Origin of the sequence: Aquisalimonas sp. 2447, from assembly GCF_012044895.1 — a bacterium.
Taxonomy (GTDB): domain Bacteria; phylum Pseudomonadota; class Gammaproteobacteria; order Nitrococcales; family Aquisalimonadaceae; genus Aquisalimonas.
This window is the reverse complement of sequence record NZ_CP050695.1, coordinates 2,113,088-2,139,504: the sequence shown is the minus strand read 5'-3', so window position 1 is coordinate 2,139,504 and position 26,417 is coordinate 2,113,088. Positions and strand designations below refer to the sequence as shown.

Here is a 26,417-nt window from a genome sequence, read left to right as displayed (position 1 = left end):
CGTTGCGCCGCCGTGCCGCCACTGTGGTCAGGCGGCGTCACGCACGCGCAGCCGCCCCAGGAGGTCCTCCATGACGGTGAAGCGCTCCTCGTGCCCCGGCATCTCCTGGAACACCCTGAGACGATGCTGCCCTTCAAGGCGATAACGCTGCGGCTGCTTCTGGATCAGCTCCACCAGTGCGCCCGGATCCACCAGGGCTTCGTCGCCGAACACGATGGTGCCGTTGTCCACGCCGGCTTCCACCCGCACGATGCCGAAGGCTTCGGCCCGCAGCTTCAGTGACGTCACCCGGAACAGATTCCGCGTGGGCTCCGGCAGCAGGCCGAAACGGTCGATCATTTCCACTTGCAGGTCCTTGAGCGCCTCCTCGCTCTGGGCGTTGGCAATGCGCTTGTACAGCACCAGGCGGGCGTGAACATCGGGCAGGTAGTCCTCGGGAATAAGGGCCGGCAGGCGCAGGTCCACCTCGGCGCCGTGGTGCATGGGGCGATCAAGGGCGGGTTCCCTGCCGCTCTTCAGCGCCTTCACCGCCCGTTCCAGCAAATCGTTGTACATACTGAAGCCCACTTCGGCCATCTGCCCGCTCTGGCCGCTGCCGAGCAGTTCCCCGGCGCCGCGGATCTCCAGGTCGTGGCTGGCGAGGGTAAAGCCGACGCCCAGATCCTCGTGGGCGGCCAGGGCATCCAGACGCTTGCCCGCATCCGCCGTCATGGCCTTGCGCGGAGGGGCGATCAGGTAGGCGTACGCGCGGTGATGGGAGCGCCCGACCCGGCCGCGGAGCTGGTGCAACTGGGCGAGACCGAAGCGGTCAGCGCGGTTCATGATGATGGTGTTGGCATTGGGAATGTCGATGCCGGACTCGATGATGGTGGTGCACACCAGCACGTTGTAGCGCTGATGGTAGAAGTCCAGCATGACCCGCTCCAGGTCCCGCTCCGGCATCTGGCCGTGGGCAACGCCCACCCGGGCCTGGGGAACCATGTCCTCCAGGTATTCAGCGGTGCGGGCGATGGTGTCCACATCGTTGTGCAGGAAATAGACCTGGCCGCCGCGCTTGATCTCGCGCAGGCAGGCCTCCTGGATCAGGGTGTCGTTCCACTCGTTGACGAAGGTTTTCACGGCCAGGCGCCGCGCCGGCGGTGTGGCAATGATGGAGAGCTCCCGCAGCCCGGAAAGCGACATATTCAGTGTCCGGGGTATCGGTGTTGCCGTGAGGGTGAGCAGATCCACCTCGGCGCGGAGCTGCTTGAGCTTCTCCTTGTGACGCACGCCGAAGCGGTGCTCCTCGTCGACAATCACCAGACCCAGTTGTTTTGCCTCGACGCCGTTCTGCAGCATCCGATGGGTGCCGATGACGATATCCAGGGTGCCGTCGGCCAGCGCCGCCTGGGTTTCCTTCATCTCCCGGGCACTGTTGAACCGCGACAGCACGCCGATGCGCACCGGCCAGTCCGCGAAGCGGTCGCGGAAGGTCTGGTAGTGCTGCTGGGCGAGCAGGGTGGTGGGTACCAGCATGGCCACCTGCTGTCCGGCCTGTACCGCGACAAAGGCTGCGCGCATAGCCACCTCGGTCTTGCCGAAACCCACGTCGCCGCAGACCACGCGGTCCATGGGCTGATCCGAGGCGAGGTCCGCCAACACAGCGTCAATGGCATCCTGCTGGTCCGGTGTCTCTTCGAAGGGAAACGCTTCGGCAAAGCGTGCGTACTCGTCCGGTTCGCTGCTCAGGGACTGACCACTGCGTGCCGCCCGCCGGGCATAGACATCCAGCAGTTCCGCGGCCACGTCGCGGGCCTTCTCCGCGGCCTTGCGCCGGGCCTTCTCCCACTGCTCGCCGCCGAGGCGATGCAGTGGTGCCTGGGACTCCTCGGCACCGGTGTAGCGGCTAATCAGATGCAGGGACGACACGGGCACATAGAGCTTGTCGCCGCCGGCGTATTCCAGGGTCAGGAATTCGGTGGGGAAATCGCCGACATCCAGGCGCTGGAGCCCCATGTAGCGGCCGACACCGTGATCCTCATGAACCACTGGAGCACCAATGCTCAGGTCATTGAGATCCTTGATGATCAGTGAGGGGTCGCGCTCCTGCTGCCGTCGCCGTCGGCGCTGCTGCGCGCGGTCCCCGAACAGGGCTGCTTCGGGGATCACCGCCAGTCCGGGATCGTCCAGAATCAGGCCGCGGTCAAGCGCGGCCACGGTCATGGCCACAGGCGTGTCGCCATCCAGGAACTCGCGCCAACCAGTTACCGTGCGCGGATGGATGCCCTGGCGCTGCAGCGACTCCAGCAGCGTTTCCCGGTGTCCGGCGGTTTCGGCAACGAACAGACAGCGGCCATCGAAGCCGGTGATGAATCGATCAATGGTCTGCCGGTCCGGTTCGTCGCTGCGCTCGTGCACCGTCAGCCCGGGCAGGGGGCGACCGGCGTGGCGGGTGCGCCCGGGCGCCGGTCCGCGGCGCAGTTCGTCCTCGCTCTCCTGCTCGACCCGCACGCCGGTCAGGGCCTGCAGTCGGGAACTGAGGTGTTCAGGTTCCAGAAACAGCTGTTCCGGGGGCAGCAGCGGGCGGTCACGGTCGTGTCCGCGCTGTTCGAAGCGGGTGTGTATCTCGCCCCAGTACTCGTCCACGCCCACCAGCGCATCCGACTCCAAGTACAGGAGGGTCCTGTCCGGCAGGTAGTCGAACAGTGTGGCGGTTTCCTCAAAGAACAGCGGCAGGTAGTACTCGATGCCGTTGGGCATCACACCGTCGCTGACATCGCAGTAGATGCGACTGCGCGTGGGATCACCGGCAAAAGCGGCGCGGAAGCCCTTGCGGAATCGCGTGATGGCCTCATCGTCCACCGGGAATTCACGCCCCGGGAGTAGCCGCACCTCGCTAATGCGATCCACGGTGCGCTGGGTCTCGGGATCAAAGGTGCGGATGGTATCGATTTCGTTGTCGAACAGGTCGATTCGGTAGGGCTCGGTGCTGCCCATGGGGAACAGGTCCAGCAGAGCGCCGCGGACGGCAAACTCGCCGTGTTCCATTACTTCCGGCACGTTGCGGTAGCCCGCCTGTTCCAGCTGGGTGCGCATCTGGTCCAGATCCATCCTGTCGCCCTGCTGGACCATGAGTCCGGCGGCATCCAGATAGCTGCGGGGTGCCAGACGCTGCATCAGGGTCGGCACGGGGACGATCAGCACGCCATGCCCGGTGGCCGGGAGTTGGTACAGGGTTGCCAGGCGCTGGGAGACGATGTCCTGATGGGGTGAGAACACGTCGTACGGCAGGGTTTCCCAGTCCGGGAAGGGCAGGATCGGGGTCGCTTCGTCGAGATAGAAGCGCAGTTCCGTCTCCAGGCGCTGGGCCTCCTGAGAGGTGGCCGTGACCGCCAGGACCAGGCCCGTGCGGCGTTCCAGCAGCCGGCTCAGGGCCAGCGCCGGGGCGCTGCCGGGCAGGCCGGTCCAGCTCATCTGGCGACCGTCCCGCGGAACGCCCGGTGACAGGGGGCTTGGCAGTTGATCGTTCATCGCTCTCAGAATCAGTTCCCGGCAAGGTGGGCGGTGGCGAGATCCCGACGGCGCTCGTAGGCCTCCCGGGCGATGCGTACGTCGTCAAGGAAGTACTGCATTTCATCCGGTGTCAGCGCCTGCGGTCCGTCCACCAGGGCGCGTTTCGGCTCCGGGTGGAAATCCACCAGCACCATGTTGGCACCGGCGATCACGCCCTGGGCGGTGGTGTGCATCATGTCCATGAGGCCATCCGGCGAGGCGGCCCTGGAGCCCACGGAGTGCGATGGGTCGATGCACACGGGCATGCGCGTGAGCCGCTTGACCACAGGGACATGGGCGAAATCGACAAAGTTCCGATGCGGGTCGCCCATGTTGGTTTTCATGCCGCGCAGGCAGAACACCACGCTGCTGTTGCCTTCAGTGGCGAGATACTCGGCGGCGTTCAGCGACTCCTCCAGGGTGATACCGAAGCCGCGCTTGAGCAGCACGGGGAACTGACTCTGCCGGCCGGCGAACTTGAGCAGTTCGAAGTTCTGGGTGTTGCGGGTGCCGATCTGCAGCATCACGCCGGTGGGATGGCCTGTGGCCTCCAGGGCCTGCTGGATCTCGTCGATCTGGCGGTCATGGGTGATCTCCATGGCGACCACCCGGATGCCGTACTTCCCCGCCAGTTCGAACACCCAGGGTAGACAGTCGGCGCCGTGCCCCTGGAACGAGTACGGGTTGGTGCGGGGCTTGTAGGCGCCCATGCGGGCGCAGGTCTGCCCGTGCTCGGCCAGGACCTGGAACATGCGCTCGACGTTCTGCCGGTTGTCCACGGCGCACAGGCCGGCAAAGACATGGAGGTTGTCCTGACTGAACTCGACGCCGTTGTAGGAAAAGCTGGCCTCCCGGTGATCGTCCTTGTGGCGGCCGAGGATACGGTAGGCGTCAGAGATGCGAATGACCCGCTCCACCGCCGGCAGGCTGGCCATCTCCCGCTCATCCAGGCTGGCGGTGCTGCCGATGAGGTAGACCTCGGTGAGCACCTGTTCGGCCCCGTGGACCTGGTGCACGCGGTGGTCGATGCCCTGGAGTTCATCCAGGTAGGCCATGAGCCGCTGGTAGGTCTCGCTCGTGGCATCAGTGTCGGGTTCCAGAATGAGGATCATGACAGACTCACCTCGGTGCCGGGTGGTTGGTGTGAGAGGGCTCAGTCACGGAAGCGCAGGAGCAGATGGTCGTAGGCATCCACACGGCGGTCGCGAAGGAACGGCCACATGCGCCGCACCGTGTCGTTGCGGTGCAGATCCAGCGTCGCCAGTAGCACCTCCGGTTCCTCGGTTCCAGCGCGGGCAATGAACTCGCCCTGCGGCCCGACGACGAAACTGCTGCCCCAGAACCGGGCGCCGCTGCCGAGACCCTGGGGATCGGGCTCGTGGCCGCAGCGGTTGCAGACCAGCACTGGCATCCCGTTGGTTACCGCGTGGGCGCGCTGGACCGTTGTCCAGGCGTCGCGCTGGCGCTCCCGCTCCGCCGCGTCGTCCTCCGCGGCCCAGCCGATCGCCGTAGGGTAGAGCAGCATGTCGGCCCCGGCCAGGGCCATCAGGCGGGCGGCCTCGGGGAACCACTGATCCCAGCAGACCAGCACCCCCAGGCGGCCCACCGAGGTATCCACCGGCTCGAATCCGGTATCACCGGGAGCGAAGTAGAATTTTTCGTAGTACCCCGGATCGTCCGGAATGTGCATCTTGCGGTAGGTGCCCACCAGCCGTCCGTCCGTTTCCAGGACCACGGCCGTGTTGTGGTACAGGCCGGCGGCGCGGCGCTCGAATACCGAGCCGACGATGACTACGCCGAGTTCCAGAGCCAGCCTGCCCAGGTGGTCTGTGGTGGGGCCGGGCACCGGCTCGGCCAGGTCGAATACCGCTGGATCCTCCTGCTGGCAAGGGTAGGGCGTGCGGTGGAGTTCCTGCAGCAGGATCAAGTCCGCGCCACGGCCAGCGCCCTCCCGAATGCCTGCCTCGGAGCGCGCCAGATTCACCTGCGGGTCGTCCTCACATTGATGCTGGACCAGGGCTGCGACGCAGTTGCCATCAGTCGCCATGGAGTCTCCGGAGTCGGCGCCGAACGGGCGGGCATTGTACTAATGTTGGTGCCGGCAAAACCACAACGGCGAGCCGCCTCAGCCGGGAATCTGCATGGCCGCGCAGTGCAGGGCGCCACCCTGCCCGATGAGCACACGGGCATCGAGGCTGATGGCCTCCCGGGCCGGGAACAGGTCGGCCAGCAAGGCCCGGGCCTGCTCGTCCTGCGGAATGCCGTAGGCGGGCACGAGCAAGGCGTCATTGAGAATGAGAAAGTTTGCGTAAGTCGCTGGCAGACGGCGACCATCGACGGATGTCACCGGGGCGGGCCAGGGCAGGGGAACGAGGCGATAAGGTGCACCGTCGCGGTCCCGTAGCCGCCCGAGTTCCTCCGCCATGTCCTGCAGGGGGCGGTAGTGCGGATCGTCGGGATCATCACAGACGGTGTAGGCGATCGTGCTGCCATCCACGAACCGGGCGAGCATGTCCACATGACCGTCGGTGTCGTCGCCGACCAGCCAGCCGTGGTCCAGCCACAGCACGCGATGAATATTGAGTTCCCGCGCGAACATCGCCTCGTACCAGGCGCGGTCCCGGCCGGGATTGCGGCCGGGATGCAGCAGGCACTGGCTGGTGGTGAGTAGCGTGCCGGCACCGTCGGTGTCGATGGCACCACCTTCGAGAACGATATCCAGGGCCCGGTAATCGGCCGCGCCGAAGGCGTTGCCGTGATGCAGGCGGGCCGTCAGTGCATTGTCGGCGGCGGCGGCGTGCTTGCCGCCCCAGCCGTTGAAAGTGAAGTCCAGGAGCCGTCGCTCACCGTCGGGCTCCAATACGGTGATTGGACCGTGGTCCCGGGCCCAGACATCATCAGCGGGGGCAACATGGCAGTGGATGTTTTCAGCACGGCCACCGGCTGCGGCAATTCGGTCCGGCAGAGTTGTGGCCGCGGCCGCCCCGGGGACCGTGATGATGACAGGCTGGTAACGGGAAGCGGTGGCTGCCAGAGCCAGCATGGCCTGCTCGGCCTCTGCAATGGCATCTCCCCAGTCGCCGTCCGGACGCGGCCAGGTGAACAGGACTGCCGCCTGGCGTTCCCACTCTGCCGGGAGCCGGACTGCCTGGTCCACGCGCGGGTTACTGACGGCGCTGCACGGTACGCAGGACGCGATCGTGCTCGAAGTAGACGCTGTAACCTTCGTAATCCCAACGGGTAATGGGCGGATCACCGACGGCCGGCCGCCGCTCCTCGGGTTCCCCGAAATGCTGCTCCACGCGATCCATGGTGGCGCCATGACGAGGCATCTCCCGGGCCTCCCGCTCGGCATCGCGGAGGGCATCGATCAGCAGCGTGTCGGCAGCGGCGGGGCCCATGGCAATGGACCCGGCGAGACCCGCAAGCAAAAGGCAGCGGCAAATCCGGGACATCCTTTCTCTCCAGTCACGATCCTGACGGAATCATAGCACCGGCGGTCCGCGGAACAAACCGAGGCCCATGCTGGCAATTCCGGGGCCAACGTTAGTAGACTCCGCAGTCTTTAGCCACGGAGTCAGGGCCACCCCCGCGCCGAAATCATGGATTTGCCGCAACCGCTGATCCCCGCTGTGCTCCAGCAACGCTACAAGCGTTTTCTCGCCGACGTGGCCCTGGAGGACGGGCGCATGGTTACCTGCCACTGCCCGAATACAGGGTCGATGATGGGCTGTCGCGAGCCGGGCTCCCGTGTCTGGCTGAGCCACTCCGATCGACCCGGGCGCAAGTATGCGCTGACCTGGGAACTGGTGGAGCTGGGTGACGGGGTCATGGTCGGCATCCATACCGGGCGCGCCAATCCCCTGGTGCGGGAAGCGGTGGCGAAAGGCCACATCCCTGCGCTTGCCGACTACCAGCGGATGAAGCCGGAGGTGCGGCTGGCCGATACGGGAACCCGGTTCGATTTTCTGCTGACGGACCATCCACGGGAACCGGACTGCTATCTCGAGGTCAAGAACGTCACCGCCGCCGTGGAGAAGGGTATCGCGCTGTTTCCGGATGCGGTGAGCAGCCGTGGCAAGCGCCATCTCGACCATCTGGCGGAGGTGGTCCGCGGGGGCACCCGCGCGGCGCTGGTGTTCTGCGTGCAACGGAATGACGTCACGGAAGTCCGGCCTGCCGATGCGATCGATCCGGCCTATGGCCGGGCGCTCAGGGCGGCCATGGCCGCCGGAGTAGAGGTCTATGCCCTGGGTGCCACGGTGGGTGTCGGCACCATCACCCTGGAGCGGCCGTTGCCGGTGGTCTGTCCGGCGTTGCCGGAGACGGCCTGAGCAAGCGTGCCCGGGACATTGTCCCGGTCTTGCGGAAAGTCGATGTACAAGGAACCGACCATGTTTCGTCCGCTGGAACTGTTTATCGGATTGCGTTACACCCGTGCCAAGCGGCGTAACCAGTTCGTGTCCTTCATCTCGCTGAGCTCCATCCTGGGCATTGCCCTGGGGGTGACCGCCCTCATCACCGTGTTGTCGGTGATGAACGGCTTCGAGCGGGAACTCCGCGACAAGATCCTCGGCATGATTGCCCATGCAACGGTGGAAGCCCGCGAAGGTGGCATGGAGGACTGGGAGAGCGTCGTTGAGCGCGCGCGGGCGCACCCGGAGGTGCTCGGCGCTGCGCCCTACGTCAGTGGCGAGGTGATGATGACCCGGGGTGGTCAGGTCAGCGGCGGTCAGCTCCGGGGCGTGTTGCCCGATCAGGAAGGCGATGTCTCCCGGGTAATGGAGCACATTGACGGTGATGCCGCCGACGCCCTGCAGCCCGGCGAGTACAACATCATTCTGGGCTGGGCCCTGGCCCGGGAGCTGGGCGTCCGGCCCGGTGACCGGGTCACCGTGGTCACTCCGGAGGCGCGTGCCACCGTGGCCGGCATTGTCCCGCGGCTGAAACGCTTTCACGTTGCGGGAACCTTCGATGTCGGCATGTTCGAGTACGACCGCGGCGTTGCACTGGTGCACATGGACGATGCGGCGACCATCATGCGCCTCGGAGACGGCGTTTCCGGCGTCCGGTTGCAGTTCCGCGATCTCATGGACGCCCCCTGGCTGGCCAGGGAAGTCGGGCGGGACCTTGAAGGCAGCGGCCTGCGCGTGCGCGACTGGACGCAGGAGCACGCGAGCTTCTTCCGGGCCGTGCAGACAGAGAAGACGGTCATGTTTGTCATTCTCACGCTGATCATCGCCGTGGCGGCATTCAACATCGTCTCCACCCTGGTCATGGTGGTGAACGACAAGCGCAGTGACATCGCCATACTGCGCACGCTGGGCGCGAGCCCGGGAACGATCATGGGCGTGTTCATGGTCCAGGGGACGGTGATCGGCGTGGTTGGCACCATCCTCGGCGTCGCCGGCGGTGTTGCGCTGGCGCTGAACGTGGAGACCATCGTGCCGGCGCTGGAGTCGCTGCTGGGCATCGCCTTCCTTGCCCCCGACATCTACTGGCTCAGTGATCTGCCATCGGATCTGCGCTCCCAGGACGTAGGCCGGATTGCGGCCGTGGCGCTGGTGCTGGCTCTGCTGGCCACCATTTATCCGGCGTGGCGTGGTGCGCGCACGGAGCCGGCGGAGGCTTTGCGCTATGAGTGAGACCCCCATGCACAATGCGGTGATTCAGTGCGAAGGTGTCGGCAAAGTATTCCGTGAGGGGCCGCAGGACATCCGCGTGCTCGAGGATGTGACGCTCACCGTGGCGCATGCCGAACAGCTTGCCATCGTCGGTCGCTCCGGCTCTGGCAAGAGTACGCTGCTACAGATTCTCGGCGGTCTGGATGCGCCCACGGAGGGCACGGTGTACGTGCAGGGTGAAGCGGTGTACGCCCTGCGGGCGCGGGAGCGGGGATTCCTGCGCAACCGTGCCATCGGATTCATCTACCAGTTCCACCACCTTCTCCCGGAGTTCACGGCGGTGGAAAACGTGGCAATGCCGCTGCTGATCCGCAAGGCCGATCGTCACCAAGCCCGCGAGGCTGCGGAACGCGTGCTGGAACGGGTGGGCCTGGGGCACCGTAGCGGCCACAAGCCGGGGGAACTCTCTGGTGGTGAGCGTCAGCGCACCGCCATTGCGCGAGCCCTTGTCACCGAGCCCGCCTGCGTGCTGGCGGATGAGCCCACCGGGAATCTTGACCGGCAGACCGCCGATGAAGTGTTCGGTCTGCTACGCGAGCTGAACAGGGATTTCGGCACCAGCCTGGTCATGGTGACCCACGATCTCGACCTTGCGCGGCGTATGGACCGGACGGTGAGGATTGATGACGGGCGTCTGAGCTGACGGCGGCAGCCTGCCTGTGCAGGGCGTCGGCGCGAGCAGCGCGTTTTTCCTTGCGCCGCCGAAGGTGGCGACGGATATTGATCCGCCAGAGCAGGTGAATGAAGCCGTACCCGGCCAGTGCGGCCACAATGCCGCAAAGCGTGCTGCCCAGCAGCAGTGGTTGCCAGATCAGCGTGAGCTCTGCCCAGAACCATTGCAGCGTCGGCTCGAACCCGGTCTCGCGGATGCGTTCGCCCATCAGGAGCTTGCCCATCCGGTACTGGAAGTAGAGCATTGGTGCCATGGTGAGCGGGTTGGAGACCCACACGCCAGCAAGCGCCATGGGCAGATTCACTCGCAGGAGAATGGCCAGGGCCGCCGCGGGGATCATCTGGAACGGCATGGGCATGAAGGCCAGAAACAGACCGATGACGAGACCACCGGCCACGGAGTGGCGATTGAGGTGCCAGAGGTTAGGGGCGTGCAGCAACCGTCCGAACAGCTGCATGCGCTGGTGGCGGCGGACGCTTCCCGAATCGGGCAGGTAGCGGCGGAAGAACTTTCTCGGCACGTGCTCTCTCTGGGCTATCGGTGACGAATGTGCCCATAATAACTCGAACCACCCGGGTTCCCGGAATCCATGTCGTCGTGGGGCAGCATCACGATGACCAGCCCAGGAAGAGATTGCTCAAGGATGAGCGCGCCCCTGCTGATCTGCTCGGCATTCACTGCCGGTGCCATTGCCTTCCATCTGGCGAGGACGTTGCCGCAGGCACCGTTCTGGGCGCTTGTGCTCGGTGTAGTGGCCTTTGGCGTGGCTGTCAGGGGGCGTTGGCTGGCGCCGGCGGCGGTCTGCGCTGGTCTGGCCTGGTCCGCGTTGCATGCCACGCTGGCGCTGGAGCACCGGTTGGAGGCGCCGCGGGACGTCACCGTGAATGCCAGGGTCACCGACCTGGTGCAGCACGGCGAGCGATACACACGGTTCGTCGTCCGCTTCCCGCAGCCCGATGAACTCGGGGGCGTGCGCCGCGCGCAGCTGATCTGGTACGGGGTGTCGCGGCCACCGGCCGAGGGCGAGCACTGGCGCCTCGAGCTTGCCCTGCGTCCACCGGATGGCCGCCTCAACCCGGGCAGTTTCGATCGGGAGCGCTGGCTGATTACCCGACGTCTGGACGCAACCGGTACGGTGGTGGATGGTCAGCGTCTGGCGGAAGCCGGGCTCGGGCTGGACCAGGTCCGCGCGAGCTTGTCCCGGCAACTGCGGGCTGCGGTCAACCACGAGCAGGCGGGAGCCATGCTGGCCGCCCTGGGCGTGGGCGACCGGCGCTTCCTGGACAGCAGCACCTGGGACGCTCTGCTGCACACGGGCACGAACCATCTGGTCGCGATATCCGGTCTCCACGTCGGGCTTGCAGGTGGCCTGGGCCTGCTACTCGGGACCTGGGGCTGGCGCCTGCTGGGCGTCGCCGCGCGCATACCGGCACCGGTGGCTGGGGCAGTGGTGGGGCTGGTGACTGCCTCCACCTATGCCGCCCTGGCCGGGTTTACCATTCCCACCCAGCGTGCCCTGCTGATGCTGGCCGTGGTCCTCCTGGCGGTCGCCGCCCGCCGTCCTGCCCGCCCCCTGTACCTGTTGGTAGTGGCCCTGACCGGTGTGCTGCTGATTGATCCACTGGCACCTCTGGCATCGGGGTTCTGGTTGTCCTTTGCCGCGGTCGCCTGCCTGGGCTTGCTTCTGCGCGGAACACCCGGTGCACCGGACGCCTGGCGCTGGCCTGCGCTGCAGCTGCAGCTCGGCATCGCCATTGTGCCGCTGACCCTGGCGTTGTTCGGGCATGCGGCGGTGCTTGCGCCGGTGGCCAACCTGGTCGCGATCCCCCTGGTCGGCCTGTTCGCGGTGCCGCTGACGCTGCTGGCGTCGGCTTTGGTGGTGCTTGCGCCGGAAGCAGGTGCTTTTGTCGCGGAGCTGGCTGCCTGGGTCCTGTGGCTCTTTCTCGCTTTCGTCGACGCCCTGCATAACGCAGCGGCCGGACTGCCGCGGCCGGGAGTTCCGGAAGCAGGTCGAGCGTGGGTGCTACTCGCGGCCTGCAGTCTGCTGGTCCTGCTGCCCGGCGCTATCACCCCGCGGCTTCTTGCGTTTCCCCTGGCCACCGCCGTACTCACCGCAACACATGCTCACGGGACTCCGGAAGAGTGGCGAGCGACCGTCCTGGATGTCGGTCACGGCCATGCAACAGTGCTGGAAAGCTCCGCAGGCGTTGCCGTGGTGGATGCGGGGCGTCGCGGCGATGCCGTCAACGCGCTGCTCGCTCGACGGGCGCCAGGCGGAGCCGACGGGTTGGTGCTGACCCGGGACCAGGCAGGACACCGGGGCGGTGCGGAACACCTCTACCTGCATGCAGGGGCATGGCGCGCCGCAGCGGGCGATGACCGGCGCAGGTGTGAGCAAGGCGATACGTGGCAGCAAGGCGCGTGGGAGGCGAGCCTGCGCTTCCTCGATGGACTGCTTGCCGTTGATGCCTGTCTGCTACTGATCCAGGGGCCTTCGGCAACCCTGCTCCTGGCGACCGGACTCGAGCCGGGGCAGGCCATCCAGTGGGATATGTTGCCACCCGTGGATGCTGTGGTCCTGCCCGCCGCCGGCCACCGCGATGCGGTGAGCCCGGCGATGCTCGACGCCCTGGCGCCGAAAGTCGCCATCGTGTCCGTGGACGCCCCCAATCGCCACGGATTGCCGCATCCGGAAACCGTTGCCCGGCTGGAACGCCGCGGGGTGGAGGTGCTGATCACCGGGCGAGACGGGGCAGTGGAACTGGTTGCCCGTGACGGTCTCCACATCAGCCCGCGCCGGCAGCACGCCGGCTGGTGGAATCGACGGTGACGTGCCCTGGGCGCCCTTCGGTCGGGGCCATGAATCGTTTATCATGCGGGCTCGCCGCGCTACCGGCTGGCGCAGGCTTGTCCCGGGATTCGGTGCAATTGCCGATTGTTGCCCGGCCTGATTGCGGGGATGGTTCGACTTTTCCCGAGGGAACAACGACACAGAGAGGATCTCGGCGTGCTGGAAATGATTGCGGCAGGCGGCTGGGTGATGGTCCCCATCATCCTCTGCTCGGTGCTGGCTCTGGCCATTATCGGCGAGCGGGTGTGGGCGTTGCAGCGGCGACGCGTGCTGCCGCCACACCTGGTGGCTCACGTCTGGCATCAGGTCAAGAACGGCACGCTGGATGCGCAGCAGCTGCGCCAGCTGCGGGAGGGTTCGTCCCTGGGGCGGGTGCTGGCCGCGGGCCTCACGAACATGCGCAGTGGCCGCGATATCATGCTCGAGGCCATTGAAGATGCCGGGCGCCATGAGGCCCATCGTCTGGAGCGGTTTCTGAATACTCTCGGGACGATTGCCTCCATTACGCCGCTACTGGGCCTGCTGGGCACCGTTATCGGCATGATTCGCGTGTTCAGCGCCATTACCGCTCACGGCGTGGGTGACGCTGCCAATCTTGCCGGCGGCATCTCGGAGGCGCTGCTCACCACAGCTGCCGGACTTATTGTCGCCATTCCGGCGCTGATGGCGTATCGCTATTTCCGGGGCCTGGTGGACGAGCACATGGTGGAGATGGAGCAGGAAGCGCTGAAACTGGTGGAAGTCATCCAGGGGCAGAGGGAGCGCAGCGCTGTTGAGGGCGATGCCGGAGGGCGGTCGTGAACCTGCGGCCACGACGCCGGGAGGAGCCGGAAATCACGTTGACGCCACTGATCGACGTGGTTTTCCTGATGCTGATCTTCTTCATGGTCAGTGCGACCTTCCTCAACGAGGCGGATATGGAATTGACGCTGCCGGAAGCTTCACTGGACCCGGGGCAGCGTGCCTACAGCCCCATCGAACTGACCATCAACGCCGAGGGCGATTATTTCGTCAACGGCAATGCCCTGGCGAATCAGCAGGCGGAAACCGTGGAGCGTGCCCTCAATCAAGCGCTGGCGGACAACCCGGAGGCTCCGGTGATCATCCGGGCGGATGGCCGCACGCCACATCAGTCCCTGGTCACCGCCCTGGACGCGGCGGGCCGTGCCGACATCTCCAGTCTCTCCATTGCCACGGTTCCGGAGGACGAGTGACCGGGTTCCCGGAATTCTGGCTGCGCAACACGTCGCGCTCCCTGGCCCTGCTTCCGGCATCGTGGTTGTACCGTGTTGTCGCCGCCATCCGTCGCCAGGCCTACCGCTGGGGCGTGCTGCAGCGGGAACGTGTTGCAGCGCCGGTACTGATCATCGGCAACATATTCGTCGGCGGTACCGGCAAGACCCCGCTGGTGCTATGGATGGCGCGCTATCTGCGATCCATGGGCAAGCACCCGGGAATCATTACCCGAGGATACGGCGGTCAGTCGAAGGAGTGGCCGCAGCTGGTGAACGCGGACAGCGACCCGTATGACGTGGGTGACGAACCCGTGCTGCTGGCGCAGCGCAGCGGCTGCCCGGTGGTGGCCGGTCCGGATCGCGTGCAGGCGGCGAGGGCGCTACTGGAGGCTTATGGTTGCGATGTTGTGATCTCTGACGATGGTCTGCAGCACTACCGGCTGAACCGTGATCTGGAAGTGGTTGTCATCGACGCTGCGCGTGGTCTGGGCAACGGACACTGCCTGCCGGCCGGCCCCCTGCGGGAGCCGCGGCGGCGACTGCGCAGTGTTGATCTGCTGGTGGCCAACGGCGGTCCGTCGTGGTTGACGCCCTACTATTTCACATTGCGGATTTCGCGGGCCGTCAGTGTTGCCGATGACGGCCAGTCCAGGCCGCTTACCGACTTTGCCGGCGAACAGGCTCACGCCATCGCCGGCATCGGCAACCCGGACCGGTTCTTCGCCGCGCTCGGCCGCTACGGCATCGAGACCATCCGGCATCCATTCGCGGATCATTACCCTTTCGCTGCGAAGGACGTGAACTTCGATGACGATCTACCGGTGTTCATGACAGAGAAGGACGCCGTCAAGTGTCGGACCCATGCCGGCCCACGCCATTGGGCCGTGCCGGCAGAGACCGTGTTGACCGCCGAGACCGAGCGGGCGCTCAAGGCGCGAGTGCGGGGCGCCCTGGAGCGCTTCAGTGACGGTCATCGGAGACGCGAACAATGAATTTTCAGGTGGTGATTCCCGCGCGCTACGGCTCCAGCCGGTTTCCCGGCAAGCCGCTGGCCGAGATCGCCGGCTGGCCAATGGTGCGCCATGTGGTGGAACGCGGCCGGGAAAGCGGAGCGGGGCGGGTCACCGTTGCCACCGACGATGAGCGCATCGAGGCCCGCTGCCGGGAACTTGGCGTGGACGTGGTCATGACGCGCGCGGACCATACCTCAGGCACGGATCGCCTGGCGGAGGTCGTGAGCATTCTCGGCCTGGACGATGACGAAGTCGTGGTCAACGTCCAGGGCGATGAGCCGTTGATGCCGCCGGCCTTCATTCGCACGCTGGTGACCAATCTGGAAGCCAATCCGGAGACGTCGGTAGCGACCCTGGTCACGCCCCTGCACGGCGCTGATGAACTGCATGATCCGAACGTGGTCAAGGTGGTTCGGTCGCGCTCAGGACACGCACTGTACTTCAGTCGTGCACCGATTCCCTGGGACCGCGAGCGGCAAGGGCGTCCGCAGCAACTGGCAGGGTGGTGGCGTCATCTGGGCATTTACGCCTACAGGGCGGGCTTCCTGCGCGGCTATCCGGCACTCGAACCCGCCCCTCTGGAAGAGACAGAGTCCCTGGAACAACTGCGCGTGCTCTGGCACGGCCTGTCGATCCACGCGGCGGAGGTCCATGGCGATGCCGGCCCGGGCGTGGACACCCCCGCTGACCTGGAACGGGTGGCGGGCCTTCTGCGCGAGGGCTGATCCTTCCCCGGAAACTGACTGTTGGAGAGCATCGATGATTCGCGTTCTGTTCGTGTGCATGGGCAATATCTGCCGCTCGCCGACGGCGGAGGGTGTGTTCCGTCAGCTGTTGCGTGAGGCGCAGTTGGATGGGCAGGTGGAGACCGAGTCTGCCGGCACCCACGGGTACCACGTCGGGCGGCCGCCAGATCCGCGTGCCCAGGAGGCGGCACGCAAGCGCGGGGTGGACATCAGCGATTTACGCGCCCGGCAGGTGGAACTCTCCGACTACGACTACTTCGATTACCTGTTGGTGATGGATCGGGGTAATCTCGACATACTTCTCGCCGAGGCTCCGCAGGCGCAGAGAGACAAGGTCCGCATGTTCCTGGAATTCGCGGCCGAAGCGTCCCAGGACGAAGTGCCGGATCCTTACTACGGTGGCGACCGGGGATTCGAGCGCGTGCTGGATCTGGTGGAGGAGGGGGCCCGCGGGTTCCTGGAGCATCTGCGCCGGCAGCACGGTCTCTGAAAGCCCTTCGGGAGGGAAAGCGGGGGAGTTCCGGGACCATCTTCGGGAAAAGCCCCGGTGCCGCGTCGGATGCACGGCACCGGGCACAGCGGGGTCAGCTCCTGCCGCCGGTCTCTTCTTCGCTCGCCTTCCTGGGTGAGTCATCCGTCCCGGATTCCTCCCTGGTGGCATCCTCATCGTCTTCCGGCGCCTGGCTATCCGCCTCGGGAACCGGCGCAGACGTGGTCGATTGCCCATCCTGATGGCTGGTGTCCGCCTTTTCCGGCGCGTCCGGAGTCTCTGACAGCGGTCCGGGCTCCATCGCCGTGGTCAGGTCGGTGGCTGCCGGACCCTGGGGCTGCCGTTCGGCGGTGAAGTCGCTGGAGGAGTCCTGCTGGTCCTGAGTGGCCACCGGCGCGGACTCGTCACCCGGGCGCGACGGCTCGACTTCGGCGGACTCCGTCCCACTGGATGCGACCACTGTGTCCGCTACCGCAACATCGGCCGCATCGGCCGCACCGGTGGCCCCGGACGGCGCCGTACCATCGCTTTTCACGGCGGTGGGCTCCTCGGCGTCAGTCGTGGCGGCAGCCGTCTTGGCAGTCGTTTCCGTACTCGTCCCCGCAGGAATCCGCGGCCGTCCGTTGCGCTGCCTGGGATCCTTGTTTTCCGCTTTGGCCGTGGGCGCCGGTGCCTCGGTGTTCGCAGACGCGGCGGTGTCCGTCCGGTTATCCGCCGGGGTACTGTCCTTCGAGGCCGGTGTGTTTTCAGCTTCTGCCGGCTTTGCGCTTCCGACTGCGTCCGCAGTACCTTCGGTGCCGTCCGTTGCAGCCTGGTTGCTGCCACCCCGACGCCGTCCTCGTCCGCCGCGCCGACGTGGGCGCTGACGGCCTTCCTCGCCAGAATCGTCCGTCTGTCTGGCGTCGCCGTTCGTGCCAGTGGACGTGTCCGTCGCGGCAGTTTCCTGCGCTGCGGTATCGGTTGGCTTCGGTGACTTGGTCTCGCTCGCCCCGGAACCGCCGTCCCGGGCTTCGCTCGCCGCCGACGCCGATCCGTTCCCGTCCTGCGCCTGTGTGGTGGATTCCTGCTGTTGGCCGGTGTCCTCCCCGCCCTGACCGGAACCGCGGCGACGACGTCTGCCCCCGCGGCGGCCACGACGACTGCGGCCGGACCGCGCCTGTTCGTCGGCGGCGCTAGCCTCGGCGGTTGCCGCACTGGGTTCACTGCGCTTGTCGTTGCCGGTGGTGGAGGTGTCTGCCGCGGGCTCCGGGTCACTTTTCTTTGCCGCGGGCTTCTGCTTGGCAGGAGTCGTCGCGGATTGCTCCGTTGCCGTGCTGGACGACTTGGCACCCTTGCCGGACCCTGTGCTGCCGCTCCTGGGCTGGGAGGAACCGCTGCCACGACGGCTCCGGTTGCCGCCACGATTGCTGGCGCCCCGCGCCTGCGTCGAGGAGCGGTCTTCCTGCGCAGTCGTCGAGCTGCTGGTGTCCTTGGTGGCGGCGGCGGTCTCCTGGTTCGCAGCGCTGCTTTCGGCAGTGGACGCCGGGGTGCCGTTGTCCCCGACAAGCACGGAACTGAGCCACTTGAACACCCCGGTGAGGCCAGTGGTCGGACGCCGGTCGCTGTGACTGGCGTGACTTTCCGCTGCGGCGGCAGGGGGGGTGGCTGCCGCAGTCTCCGGTTCCGGCTCCGGCGCCGGTGGCGCCGAAGGGGCAATGGCGCGAACCGCCGGCTCCTCGCTGCGGCGCTTGGAATCCTGTGTACCGTAGTGCTGTTCGGCTTCCTTGTCGGCGGCAACGAGCCGATAACTGGAATCGTCGGCAGTGGTGTCGTCGCCCCGGATGCGGTCCACGGAATAGTGGGGCGTCTCCAGATTCCGGTTGGGGATCAGGATGACCTGGACAGCATGCCGGGACTCAATCAGGCCGAGTGTCTCGCGCTTCTCGTTGAGCAAGAACGTGGCCACGTCCACGGGCAGCTGCGCGAGTACCTTCGCCGTCTTGTCCTTCATCGCTTCTTCTTCGAGCAGCCGCAGGACCGACAAGGACAGCGACTCGACGCTGCGCACGGTGCCCTGACCATTGCAGCGACGACAGACTTCCTGACTGGTTTCCCCCAGCGAGGTGCGCAGGCGCTGACGGGACATTTCCAGCAGACCGAAACGGGATATGCGACCCACCTGCACCCGCGCCCGGTCCATTTTCACAGCCTCGCGGAGGCGTTGTTCCACGTCCCGCTGGTTGCGGTTGGGGCCCATGTCGATAAAGTCGATGACAATCAGCCCGCCAAGGTCGCGGATGCGCAACTGCCGGGCAATCTCGTCAGCGGCCTCAAGGTTGGTGTTGAGGGCGGTTTCCTCGATGTCGCTGCCCTTGGTGGCACGCGCCGAGTTGATGTCAATGGAAATCAACGCTTCGGTGTGATCGATGACGATGGCGCCACCGGAGGGCAGCTGGACCTGGCGGTCGAAGGCCGACTCGATCTGGCTTTCGATCTGGTAGCGCGTGAACAGCGGCACACTGTCATCGTAGTGCTTGAGGCGCGCGCTGAACTGCGGCATCACCTGCTGGATGAAATCGCGGGCGGTGGCGTAGACCTCCGGATCATCGATCAGGATCTCACCGGTGTCCTGGCGCAGGTAGTCGCGCAGGGCGCGAATGATGACGTTGCTTTCCTGGTAGATCAGGAAGGGGGCAGGGCGTTCGTCGGCAGCGCCCTTGATCATGTCCCAGAGCTGCAGAAGATAGTTGAGATCCCACTGCAGTTCCTCGATGTTGCGGCCGACCCCGGCGGTACGCACGATCAGCCCCATGCCGTCCGGCGTGTCCAATTGCCGCAGGGCGTCGCGGATCTCATCGCGGTCATCACCTTCGATGCGCCGGGAGACGCCCCCCGCGCGCGGGTTGTTGGGCATCAGGACCAGGTAGCGCCCGGCGAGGCTGACGTAGGTGGTGAGCGCCGCGCCCTTGGTGCCGCGCTCTTCCTTGTCCACTTGGACAACGACCTCCTGGCCTTCCTTGATGACGTCCTTGATGCTGACGCGCCCACTGTCGCCGCTACCGCCGTTGCCCTGGTAGTAGCTGCGGGCGATCTCCTTGAACGGGAGGAAACCGTGCCGTTCGGCGCCGTACTGGACGAAGGCGGCTTCCAGGCTGGGCTCGACCCGGGTGATCTTGCCCTTGTAGATGTTGGACTTCTTCTGCTCCCTGGCTGGGGTTTCAATATCCAGGTCGTAGAGTTTCTGACCGTCGACCATGGCCACCCGCAACTCTTCGGGCTGGGTGGCGTTGATGAGCATTCTTTTCATACGTTGCGAATCTCCGGCGCTCAACCATGGCCACGATCTGGTGGACGCTTCTGGTCACGGTGCGACGGTGCGCGGCACGCAGTGGGCGCGCGCACGAACGGGTCGGCTCGGGAACGAGCAGCGCGACAATGCGCAACAGGACCATGTTCGGCGTCAACAGTCGAAAAGAAGCCATGGGAGCGGTTCTCGTTGGGGTGATTCCTGCTGCAGGAACGCACCGCGAAACCATTGAAATCAGGTCTCCGCCGCGGCGGATACCCGGAAACCTTGCATCCCCTTTCGACGGCCCGTCGGTATTGCCGGTGACGGAGCCTCGAAAGTGCGGCAAATATAGCAGTGTCAAGGCTCTGCAGCAAACGCGAAGCCCGCAGTGCCGCCCCGCGTGGCATTTGCTGCCGGTGACGCTGTGGGGCGCCACCGGACCTGCTATCATCCCCCGCCATGAACGCAGGTACGCACAGTGGAGCCGTGAGTCCGGTGCGCCATGTCGAGGTGGGTGCGGGCTCCGAAGGGCAGCGGATCGACAACTTCCTGGCGCGGGAACTCAAGGGAATTCCCAAGGCCCGGGTTCACCGCCTGTTGCGCCGCGGTGAAGTGCGCGTCAATGGCGGCCGTGTTCGCTCCGGAGCGCGACTGACGGCCGGTGATACCGTCCGCATTCCCCCAGTGAAGCAGGACGCGCCGCGCCAGGGCAGTGGTGGGCCACCGCAGAAGCTTGCGCAGCAGCTCGAATGCGCCATTCTGCATGAAGACAAGCGCCTGCTGGTCCTGAACAAGCCCTCCGGCCTTGCCGTGCATTCGGGTAGTGGCATTCAGTGGGGGGTGATCGAGGTCCTTCGCGGTCTGCGCCCGGACGCACCGTACCTCGAACTCGTCCATCGACTTGACCGCGAGACCAGCGGTTGTCTGCTGATCGCGAAACGGCGGAGTGAACTCCGGCGGCTGCACGGAGTCATCCGTGAAGGCGGGCTGGAAAAGCGCTATCTCGCCCTGGTGCAGGGGCGGTTGCCGCGACACCCGCTGCCCGTGGAAGCCCGGCTCGACCGCAATGCTCGCCAGCAGGGGGAGCGCACGGTACAGGTCAGTACCTCGGGGCAGACTGCGCGGAGCATTTTCCGGCGCTCTGAGGTCTTCGCTGACGCCACCCTGGCCGACGTATGGATCGGCACCGGGCGGACCCATCAGATACGGGTGCATGCAGCACATGCAGGGCATCCGGTGGCAGGTGACGACCGCTACGGTGATGAGCAGTGGAACCGGCGGTTGAAGGCGAAGGGGCTCCGGCGCCTTTTCCTGCATGCGAGCAGCCTGCAGTGGCAGGACCCGGAGTCAGGGCACGACCGTCTTTTCCACGCCGAGCTCCCGGCGGAGTTGCGGACGGTACTGGACGCTTTGGACGAGTCATAAACAAGGAGTGACCAACTCATGCAGGAAGATCGCTGGGAGCGCGACGCGCTCCGGGAAGTTGCCCTGGAAGGGATTCGCGAACGCCGGCGCACACGGCGATGGGGCATTGTGTTCAAGTCGCTGTTCCTGGCCTACCTGGTGGTGGTGCTGGTCATCGTCATGGGCTGGCTGCCAGGTGCCACGGACACGGCGCCGGGCGCCCACGCTGCCATGGTGGAAGTCGACGGCGCCATCATGCCCGGAGGCGTCAATGATTCCGAGAAGGTCAATCGCGCACTGCGCCGCGCCTTTGAAGCACCGGAAGCCCGGGGTGTGATTCTCAAGGTCAACAGCCCCGGCGGCAGTCCGGTGCAGGCGAGCCGGATCAACCAGGAAATCCGCAGGCTCAAGGAGGAGCATCCCGACACCCCGCTGCACGTCGTGGCGGGAGATATGTTCACTTCCGGTGCGTACTACCTGGCGGTGTCTGCCGATCGTATTTTCGTGGACCAGGCAACCATGGTGGGCTCCATCGGCGTCATGATGAACGGCTTCGGCTTCCACGAGGCCATGGAACGGCTCGGGATCGAGCGCCGGCTGCACACCGCCGGCGACAACAAGGCCTTCATGGACCCCTTCTCCGCGGAAGACCCGGAGGATGTGGAGCGGTTGCGGCGGCTGCTCGACGACATCCATCAACAGTTCATCGCCGCCGTGCGCGAGGGTCGCGGGGACCGGCTTGCGGACAACGACGAGATCTTCTCCGGCGAGGTCTGGACCGGCGCCCGCAGCCTCGAGCTGGGCCTGGCTGACGAGATCGGTGGCATGCAGCATGTGGTGCGCGACGTCATCGGGGTCGAATCCATTCGTGACTACACCGAGCGCCCCAACCTCCTGGAGCGCTTCGGGCGCGGCATGGGCACGGCGCTGGGCGAATCCTTCGCCCAGCATGTGCTTGGTCCCAATCACCTGGAGTGAATGCGGGGTTGCCCGGGAGCGTATCAGGGGTAATGCGCCCCCTGTTTTCAGGGTAGCTCAACCCCTTCCTCGGCCAGCATGCTGACCAGGCGAATCAGGGGCAGGCCGACCAGGGCAGAGGGGTCTGCGCCTTCCAGGCGCTCGAACAGGGCGATGCCGAGCCCCTCGGAATGGAAGCTCCCGGCGGCGTCGTATGCCGGCTCCCGGGCTAGGTACCGTTCAATGGCATCGTCCGAGAGGCGGCGGAAGCGCACCCGGAACGGTACGACATCCACCTGGCATGCGCCGGTGTCGGTGTTAAGCAGGCACAGCCCGGTGACAAATGTGACGATGCGCCCGGAGGCGTTGCGCAACTGCTCGACCGCCTCCCTGTGTCCCGCCGGTTTGCCGAGTATCTGCTCCTTGAAGACGCAGGCCTGATCCGAGCCGATGATCAGTGACTGCGGATGGTCCGTGGCCACCGCCCGGGCCTTGGCTTCGGCCAGGCGCGTCACGTAACGATCCGCGGTTTCGTCAACGCCGGGCGTTTCGTCGATATTCGGCGCATCGATCTGGAACTGGTCCAGCAGCCGCTGCAGCAGAGCGCGGCGATGCGTGGAACCGGAGGCGAGAACGATCCGGGGTTGATTCATGGTTGTTGGATCCCTGGCGGACGGGCGGTCGGGGGATTGGAGCCCCGGCGAGGACCAGCCGTCAAGCCCCGGGCCTCCGCAGGCGCTTTGACAGGCATCGGGCGCGGGGCTAACATGCGCGCCTTATGACTGCCGGGAGCCTGCCTGCCACACTGGATGCGTTGCGATTCGCGCGGCAGGGCAGGGTCGTGTCCGGGCAGGTGGAACTCGCCGATCTCGATCGGCTCGGCGGGCTGCTTGTCGAAACCTCCGGCCGTGCCGGGGTGGAGTTGCGGTTCAGTCGTGACAGTGGTCGACGGATCATCGTATCCGGCGTTGTCACTGCAACGGTGACGTTGGTATGCCAGCGCTGCCTGGAGCGCATGAGCCTCGATCTGACTGCGCACGTGCATGCCGCAGTGATTGCTGCTGAGGACGAAGCGGACGCGCTGCCGGAGGATCTGGACCCGCTGATATGTCCGGAAGGTGAAGTCCGGCTGATCGAGCTGGTGCAGGACGAGTTGATACTGGCGCTGCCGGTGATCGCGCGCCACGAAAATGACCCGCACTGTGTCCCGTTGACTCCGGATCAACCCGGCGGAGACGGTAGCAGGCGGGATAATCCGTTCGCAGTGTTGTCCTCGCTCAAGAGCGGGGATGGTGAGAACGATTAACAGCAAGGAGTCGACCCATGGCGGTTCAACAGAATCGGAAATCCCGTTCCAAGCGCGGCATGCGCCGTGCCCACGATGGCCTGAAGAAGCCGACCCTGTCGGTTGAGCCCACCACGGGCGAGACGCATCGGCGTCATCATATCAGCGCGGAAGGCTACTACCGTGGCCGCAAGGTCATGGAAACCGACACCGAGTAACGGGACGCCGCAGTAGCTGTTACCAGCCCCCGGCTGACGGTGGCAACACGGCTGCCTCGGGGTATCAGGAGTGACACACGGGCACATGGCTGCAGCCACGACAATCGCACTGGACGCCATGGGCGGAGATGTTGGCCCCGAGGTGACCGTTCCGGCGGCCCTGCGGGTGCTGGGCCGTCATCAGCACGTGCAGCTCACTCTGGTGGGGGACGAAGCCGCCATTGGGGCGCAGCTCGCCCGTGCAGGCACCGAGAAGCCGTCGCGCCTGGAAGTCGTTGCCACGTCCCAGACGGTGGACATGGACGAGTCGCCGTCCCACGCCCTGCGTACCAAGAAAGACTCTTCGATGCGGGTCGCCATCGACCGCGTCAAGGACGGTTGCGCGGATGCTGCGGTCTCCGCCGGCAATACCGGCGCGCTCATGGCGACCGCCCGTTACGTTCTCAAGACTCTCCCCGGGATCGACCGTCCCGCCATCTGTACGACGATGCCGAGTATCGGCGGCTACACGCGGATGCTGGATCTCGGCGCCAACGTGGACTGCAGTGCCGAGCACCTGTTCCAGTTCGGGGTCATGGGGGCAGTGCTCGCAGAAGCCCTTGACGGCATGGACCGCCCACGGGTGGGGCTGCTGAACATCGGCGAGGAAGAGATCAAGGGCAACGACCAGGTCAAGCAGGCCGCGCAGATCCTTGCCGGCAGCCGGTTGAACTATGTCGGCTACGTTGAGGGGGATGACATCTTTAAGGGCACGGCCGACATCATTGTCTGCGACGGTTTTGTCGGCAACGTCGCACTCAAGACCAGTGAAGGTGTGGCGTCCATCATCTCCCACTACATGGGCGAGGAGTTCCGACGCTCGCCGCTCTCCCGGCTTGCGGGGCTGATCGCGTTGCCCGTGCTGCGGCGCCTGCGCACGCGCATCGATCCACGGCAGTTCAACGGTGCAAGCCTCCTCGGGCTGCGTGGTATCGTGCTCAAGAGCCATGGAGGCGCCGACATCACCGCTTTCAGCCATGCCATCGAGACTGCCATGATGGAGGCCGATGCCGGGGTGCCGTCGCTGATCGACGAGCGTCTTGATCAACTGCTTTCGGAAAGGCAGGACACGTGACATACGCGCGCATCAAGGGCACGGGCAGCTACCTGCCGGAACGGGTGATGACCAACACCGAACTGGAGGGGCTGGTCGACACCAGTGATCGCTGGATTCAGGAGCGCACGGGCATCCGTGAGCGGCGTATCGCCGCCGATGACCAGACCTGCCGCGATCTGGCCATGATCGCCGCTTCCCGCGCCCTGGATGCCGCTGGCCTGCAGCCCACGGACATTGACCTGGTGGTACTCGGCACCTGTACCCCGGACCGCATCTTTCCCAGCACAGCCTGCCTGATCCAAGCGGGGCTCGGCATCCATCCCGGCGCCGTGGCCTTCGACGTTTCCGCTGCCTGCTCCGGTTTCGTGTTTGCGCTCGATGTGGCCAACCGCTTCATCCGCACCGGTGGGGCCAGGACGGCCCTGGTGATCGGGGCGGAAACCATGAGCCGGATCATCGACTGGAATGACCGCGGCACCTGCGTGCTGTTCGGGGACGGTGCGGGGGCCGTGGTGCTGGAAGCCGCCGACGAGGCCGGGATTCTCAGCACGCACCTCCATGCGGACGGTGGCTGCGAGGATCTCCTGAACGTGCCCTGGGGTGTGTCCCAGGGCCAGGATGCGCTGCAGGGCAGTCAGGCCAAACTCAAGATGCGCGGCAACGAGGTGTTCAAGGTTGCGGTGCGTACACTGGGGCGGATCGTCGACGAAACCCTTGACGCCAACGGCCTGGAAAAGGCCGACGTGGACTGGCTGATCCCGCATCAGGCGAACATCCGCATCATCCAGGCCACCGCCAAGAAGCTCGGCCTGCCCATGGAGCAGGTGGTTCAGACCGTCGGCGAGCACGGCAATACCTCGGCCGCCTCCATTCCACTTGCACTGGACACCGCGGTGCGCGACGGGCGCATCCAGCCCGGCGAGCTACTGCTGTTAGAGGCCTTCGGGGGTGGCTTTACCTGGGGCTCGGCACTGATTCGCTACTGAGCTGCGCAACGAACGCAGCCAGCACGAGGGGAGAACTATTCATGAGCAGCACAGCGGCATTCGTGTTCCCGGGGCAGGGGTCCCAGTCGGTGGGTATGCTCGGTGAACTGGCCGAGGCGCATCCACGGGTACAGCAGACCTTCAGCGAGGCTTCCGACGCTCTGGGGCTGGATCTCTGGGAGCTGGTCAGTCACGGCCCCGAGGACGAACTCAACCGAACCGACTTGACCCAGCCGGCCATGCTGGCAGCCGGTGTGGCCGTGTGGCGTGTGTTGGCCGAGCAGGACGTCCCGCCGCCTGCCTCGCTCGCCGGACACAGCCTGGGCGAGTATTCGGCGCTGGTCTGCGGCGGGGCACTGGAGTTTGCCGACGCGGTCAGCCTGGTCGCGGAGCGCGGCCGGCTGATGCAGGAGGCCGTGCCACAGGGGCAGGGCGCCATGGCGGCGATTCTCGGTCTGGACGACGACACCGTGCGGGAGGTCTGCCTCGCGGCTGCTGAGGGCGAGGTGGTGGAAGCCGTCAATTTCAATGCGCCTGGGCAGGTGGTGATTGCCGGCGCCGCCGGCGCCGTCGAGCGTGCGGTGGCCGCGGCCAAGGAGGCCGGTGCGAAGCGGGCCATGACGCTGCCGGTGAGCGTGCCGTCCCATTGCGCCCTGATGGAACCGGCCGCGGACAAGCTCGCACAGCGCCTGGCAGAGGTCCGCATCGCCGCGCCGACAATCCCGGTGATTCACAACGTGGATGTCAGTACCTGCGATGATCCCGACGGCATTCGTCAGCGGCTGGTCCGGCAGATCCACCGTCCCGTGCGCTGGGTGGAGACCGTTCAGCGCCTGGCCGACGACGGTGTAACCACGCTGGTGGAGTGTGGCCCGGGCAAGGTGCTTGCCGGCCTGGCACGGCGCATTGATAAGCGCGTGGAGGGGAAACCCGTGTTTGACCCGACCACGCTGGCGAAAATCCTCGGATAAGGAAGGCAG

General features: G+C 66.0%; 24 protein-coding genes. 16 read left to right on the top strand and 8 right to left on the bottom strand.

The features are described 5' to 3' along the window. Window positions 1–27: 27 nt before the first annotated feature. The 5 genes from mfd to KU884_RS18985 all read right to left on the bottom strand — a co-directional run bounded on the left by mfd (window position 28) and on the right by KU884_RS18985 (window position 6,986). On the bottom strand, window positions 28–3,453 hold the full coding sequence (gene mfd, locus KU884_RS10095) for a transcription-repair coupling factor (protein WP_254432018.1): 3,426 nt from the start codon (window positions 3,451–3,453) through the stop codon (window positions 28–30). A gap of 68 nt (window positions 3,454–3,521) precedes the next feature. Then, a complete protein-coding gene (locus tag KU884_RS10090) occupies window positions 3,522–4,643 on the bottom strand; it encodes a 3-deoxy-7-phosphoheptulonate synthase (RefSeq protein WP_167782527.1) in 1,122 nt (373 codons plus the stop codon). Between the two features lie 41 nt (window positions 4,644–4,684). Continuing rightward, a complete protein-coding gene (locus KU884_RS10085) occupies window positions 4,685–5,578 on the bottom strand; it encodes a carbon-nitrogen hydrolase (RefSeq protein WP_167782526.1) in 894 nt (297 codons plus the stop codon). 78 nt (window positions 5,579–5,656) lie between these two features. Next, complete coding sequence (locus KU884_RS10080; RefSeq protein WP_254432017.1) at window positions 5,657–6,688, bottom strand: agmatine/peptidylarginine deiminase; 1,032 nt, start codon at window positions 6,686–6,688, stop codon at window positions 5,657–5,659. 7 nt (window positions 6,689–6,695) lie between these two features. Next, window positions 6,696–6,986 (bottom strand): hypothetical protein, encoded by a 291-nt coding sequence (locus KU884_RS18985; RefSeq protein WP_254432016.1) that lies wholly within the window; start codon window positions 6,984–6,986, stop codon window positions 6,696–6,698. Between the two features lie 147 nt (window positions 6,987–7,133). On the opposite strand from KU884_RS18985, the gene sfsA reads away from it, so the two are divergent. Genes sfsA through lolD form a run of 3 tightly spaced genes read left to right on the top strand, consistent with a single transcriptional unit; the run spans window position 7,134 to window position 9,858 of the window. After that, window positions 7,134–7,865: a DNA/RNA nuclease SfsA gene (gene sfsA / locus KU884_RS10075; protein ID WP_167782524.1), complete on the top strand. Its 732-nt coding sequence runs from the start codon at window positions 7,134–7,136 to the stop codon at window positions 7,863–7,865. Window positions 7,866–7,925: 60 nt separating this feature from the next. Continuing rightward, window positions 7,926–9,176, top strand: a complete 1,251-nt coding sequence (locus tag KU884_RS10070) for a lipoprotein-releasing ABC transporter permease subunit (protein ID WP_167784201.1) — start codon at window positions 7,926–7,928, stop codon at window positions 9,174–9,176. Continuing rightward, window positions 9,169–9,858, top strand: a complete 690-nt coding sequence (gene lolD / locus KU884_RS10065) for a lipoprotein-releasing ABC transporter ATP-binding protein LolD (protein ID WP_217351344.1) — start codon at window positions 9,169–9,171, stop codon at window positions 9,856–9,858. The genes KU884_RS10070 and lolD overlap by 8 nt, the downstream gene beginning before the upstream one ends. Here lolD and KU884_RS10060 read toward each other — a convergent pair. Then, a complete protein-coding gene (locus KU884_RS10060) occupies window positions 9,782–10,408 on the bottom strand; it encodes a DUF2062 domain-containing protein (RefSeq protein WP_167782523.1) in 627 nt (208 codons plus the stop codon). The two genes, lolD and KU884_RS10060, sit on opposite strands and share 77 nt — an antisense overlap. A gap of 123 nt (window positions 10,409–10,531) precedes the next feature. Between KU884_RS10060 and KU884_RS10055 the strand changes: the two genes are divergently transcribed. From KU884_RS10055 to KU884_RS10030, 6 genes are all read left to right on the top strand, one after another. Then, window positions 10,532–12,718 (top strand): DNA internalization-related competence protein ComEC/Rec2, encoded by a 2,187-nt coding sequence (locus tag KU884_RS10055; protein ID WP_167782522.1) that lies wholly within the window; start codon window positions 10,532–10,534, stop codon window positions 12,716–12,718. 177 nt (window positions 12,719–12,895) lie between these two features. After that, a complete protein-coding gene (locus tag KU884_RS10050) occupies window positions 12,896–13,540 on the top strand; it encodes a MotA/TolQ/ExbB proton channel family protein (protein ID WP_217351343.1) in 645 nt (214 codons plus the stop codon). Next, a complete protein-coding gene (locus KU884_RS10045; RefSeq protein ID WP_167782521.1) occupies window positions 13,537–13,953 on the top strand; it encodes a biopolymer transporter ExbD in 417 nt (138 codons plus the stop codon). Before KU884_RS10050 ends, KU884_RS10045 begins: the two co-directional genes overlap by 4 nt. Continuing rightward, window positions 13,950–14,966 carry a tetraacyldisaccharide 4'-kinase gene (gene lpxK, locus KU884_RS10040; protein ID WP_167782520.1) on the top strand — a complete coding sequence of 339 codons (1,017 nt, stop codon included), beginning with the start codon at window positions 13,950–13,952 and terminating at the stop codon, window positions 14,964–14,966. The genes KU884_RS10045 and lpxK overlap by 4 nt, the downstream gene beginning before the upstream one ends. Next, entirely contained in the window at window positions 14,963–15,712 is a 750-nt protein-coding gene (gene kdsB, locus KU884_RS10035) for a 3-deoxy-manno-octulosonate cytidylyltransferase (RefSeq protein ID WP_167782519.1), read from the top strand. The genes lpxK and kdsB overlap by 4 nt, the downstream gene beginning before the upstream one ends. A 34-nt stretch (window positions 15,713–15,746) precedes the next feature. Next, window positions 15,747–16,223 (top strand): low molecular weight protein-tyrosine-phosphatase, encoded by a 477-nt coding sequence (locus KU884_RS10030; RefSeq protein WP_167782518.1) that lies wholly within the window; start codon window positions 15,747–15,749, stop codon window positions 16,221–16,223. Between the two features lie 94 nt (window positions 16,224–16,317). Here KU884_RS10030 and rne read toward each other — a convergent pair whose 3' ends face one another. Next, window positions 16,318–19,509 carry a ribonuclease E gene (gene rne / locus KU884_RS10025; protein WP_167782517.1) on the bottom strand — a complete coding sequence of 1,064 codons (3,192 nt, stop codon included), beginning with the start codon at window positions 19,507–19,509 and terminating at the stop codon, window positions 16,318–16,320. 468 nt (window positions 19,510–19,977) lie between these two features. Here rne and KU884_RS10020 point away from each other — a divergent pair, with 468 nt between their 5' ends. Together KU884_RS10020 and KU884_RS10015 are read left to right on the top strand one after the other, a co-directional pair. Further along, window positions 19,978–20,916 (top strand): RluA family pseudouridine synthase, encoded by a 939-nt coding sequence (locus tag KU884_RS10020; protein ID WP_254432015.1) that lies wholly within the window; start codon window positions 19,978–19,980, stop codon window positions 20,914–20,916. A gap of 18 nt (window positions 20,917–20,934) precedes the next feature. Next, window positions 20,935–21,873, top strand: a complete 939-nt coding sequence (locus tag KU884_RS10015) for a S49 family peptidase (RefSeq protein ID WP_167782515.1) — start codon at window positions 20,935–20,937, stop codon at window positions 21,871–21,873. A gap of 47 nt (window positions 21,874–21,920) precedes the next feature. Here KU884_RS10015 and KU884_RS10010 read toward each other — a convergent pair whose 3' ends face one another. Then, window positions 21,921–22,505, bottom strand: a complete 585-nt coding sequence (locus KU884_RS10010) for a nucleoside triphosphate pyrophosphatase (protein ID WP_167782514.1) — start codon at window positions 22,503–22,505, stop codon at window positions 21,921–21,923. A gap of 200 nt (window positions 22,506–22,705) precedes the next feature. Between KU884_RS10010 and KU884_RS10005 the strand changes: the two genes are divergently transcribed. The 5 genes from KU884_RS10005 to fabD all read left to right on the top strand — a co-directional run bounded on the left by KU884_RS10005 (window position 22,706) and on the right by fabD (window position 26,408). Next, complete coding sequence (locus KU884_RS10005; protein ID WP_167782513.1) at window positions 22,706–23,158, top strand: YceD family protein; 453 nt, start codon at window positions 22,706–22,708, stop codon at window positions 23,156–23,158. 17 nt (window positions 23,159–23,175) lie between these two features. Beyond that, a complete protein-coding gene (gene rpmF, locus KU884_RS10000; protein WP_167782512.1) occupies window positions 23,176–23,355 on the top strand; it encodes a 50S ribosomal protein L32 in 180 nt (59 codons plus the stop codon). An 85-nt stretch (window positions 23,356–23,440) separates the two neighbouring features. After that, the gene (gene plsX / locus KU884_RS09995; RefSeq protein WP_167782511.1) at window positions 23,441–24,469 is read left to right on the top strand and encodes a phosphate acyltransferase PlsX; all 1,029 of its coding nucleotides are present in this window, start codon (window positions 23,441–23,443) and stop codon (window positions 24,467–24,469) included. Then, complete coding sequence (locus tag KU884_RS09990) at window positions 24,466–25,437, top strand: beta-ketoacyl-ACP synthase III (RefSeq protein WP_167782510.1); 972 nt, start codon at window positions 24,466–24,468, stop codon at window positions 25,435–25,437. Before plsX ends, KU884_RS09990 begins: the two co-directional genes overlap by 4 nt. Before the next feature lie 41 nt (window positions 25,438–25,478). After that, a complete protein-coding gene (gene fabD / locus KU884_RS09985; RefSeq protein WP_167782509.1) occupies window positions 25,479–26,408 on the top strand; it encodes an ACP S-malonyltransferase in 930 nt (309 codons plus the stop codon). Window positions 26,409–26,417: the final 9 nt, after the last annotated feature.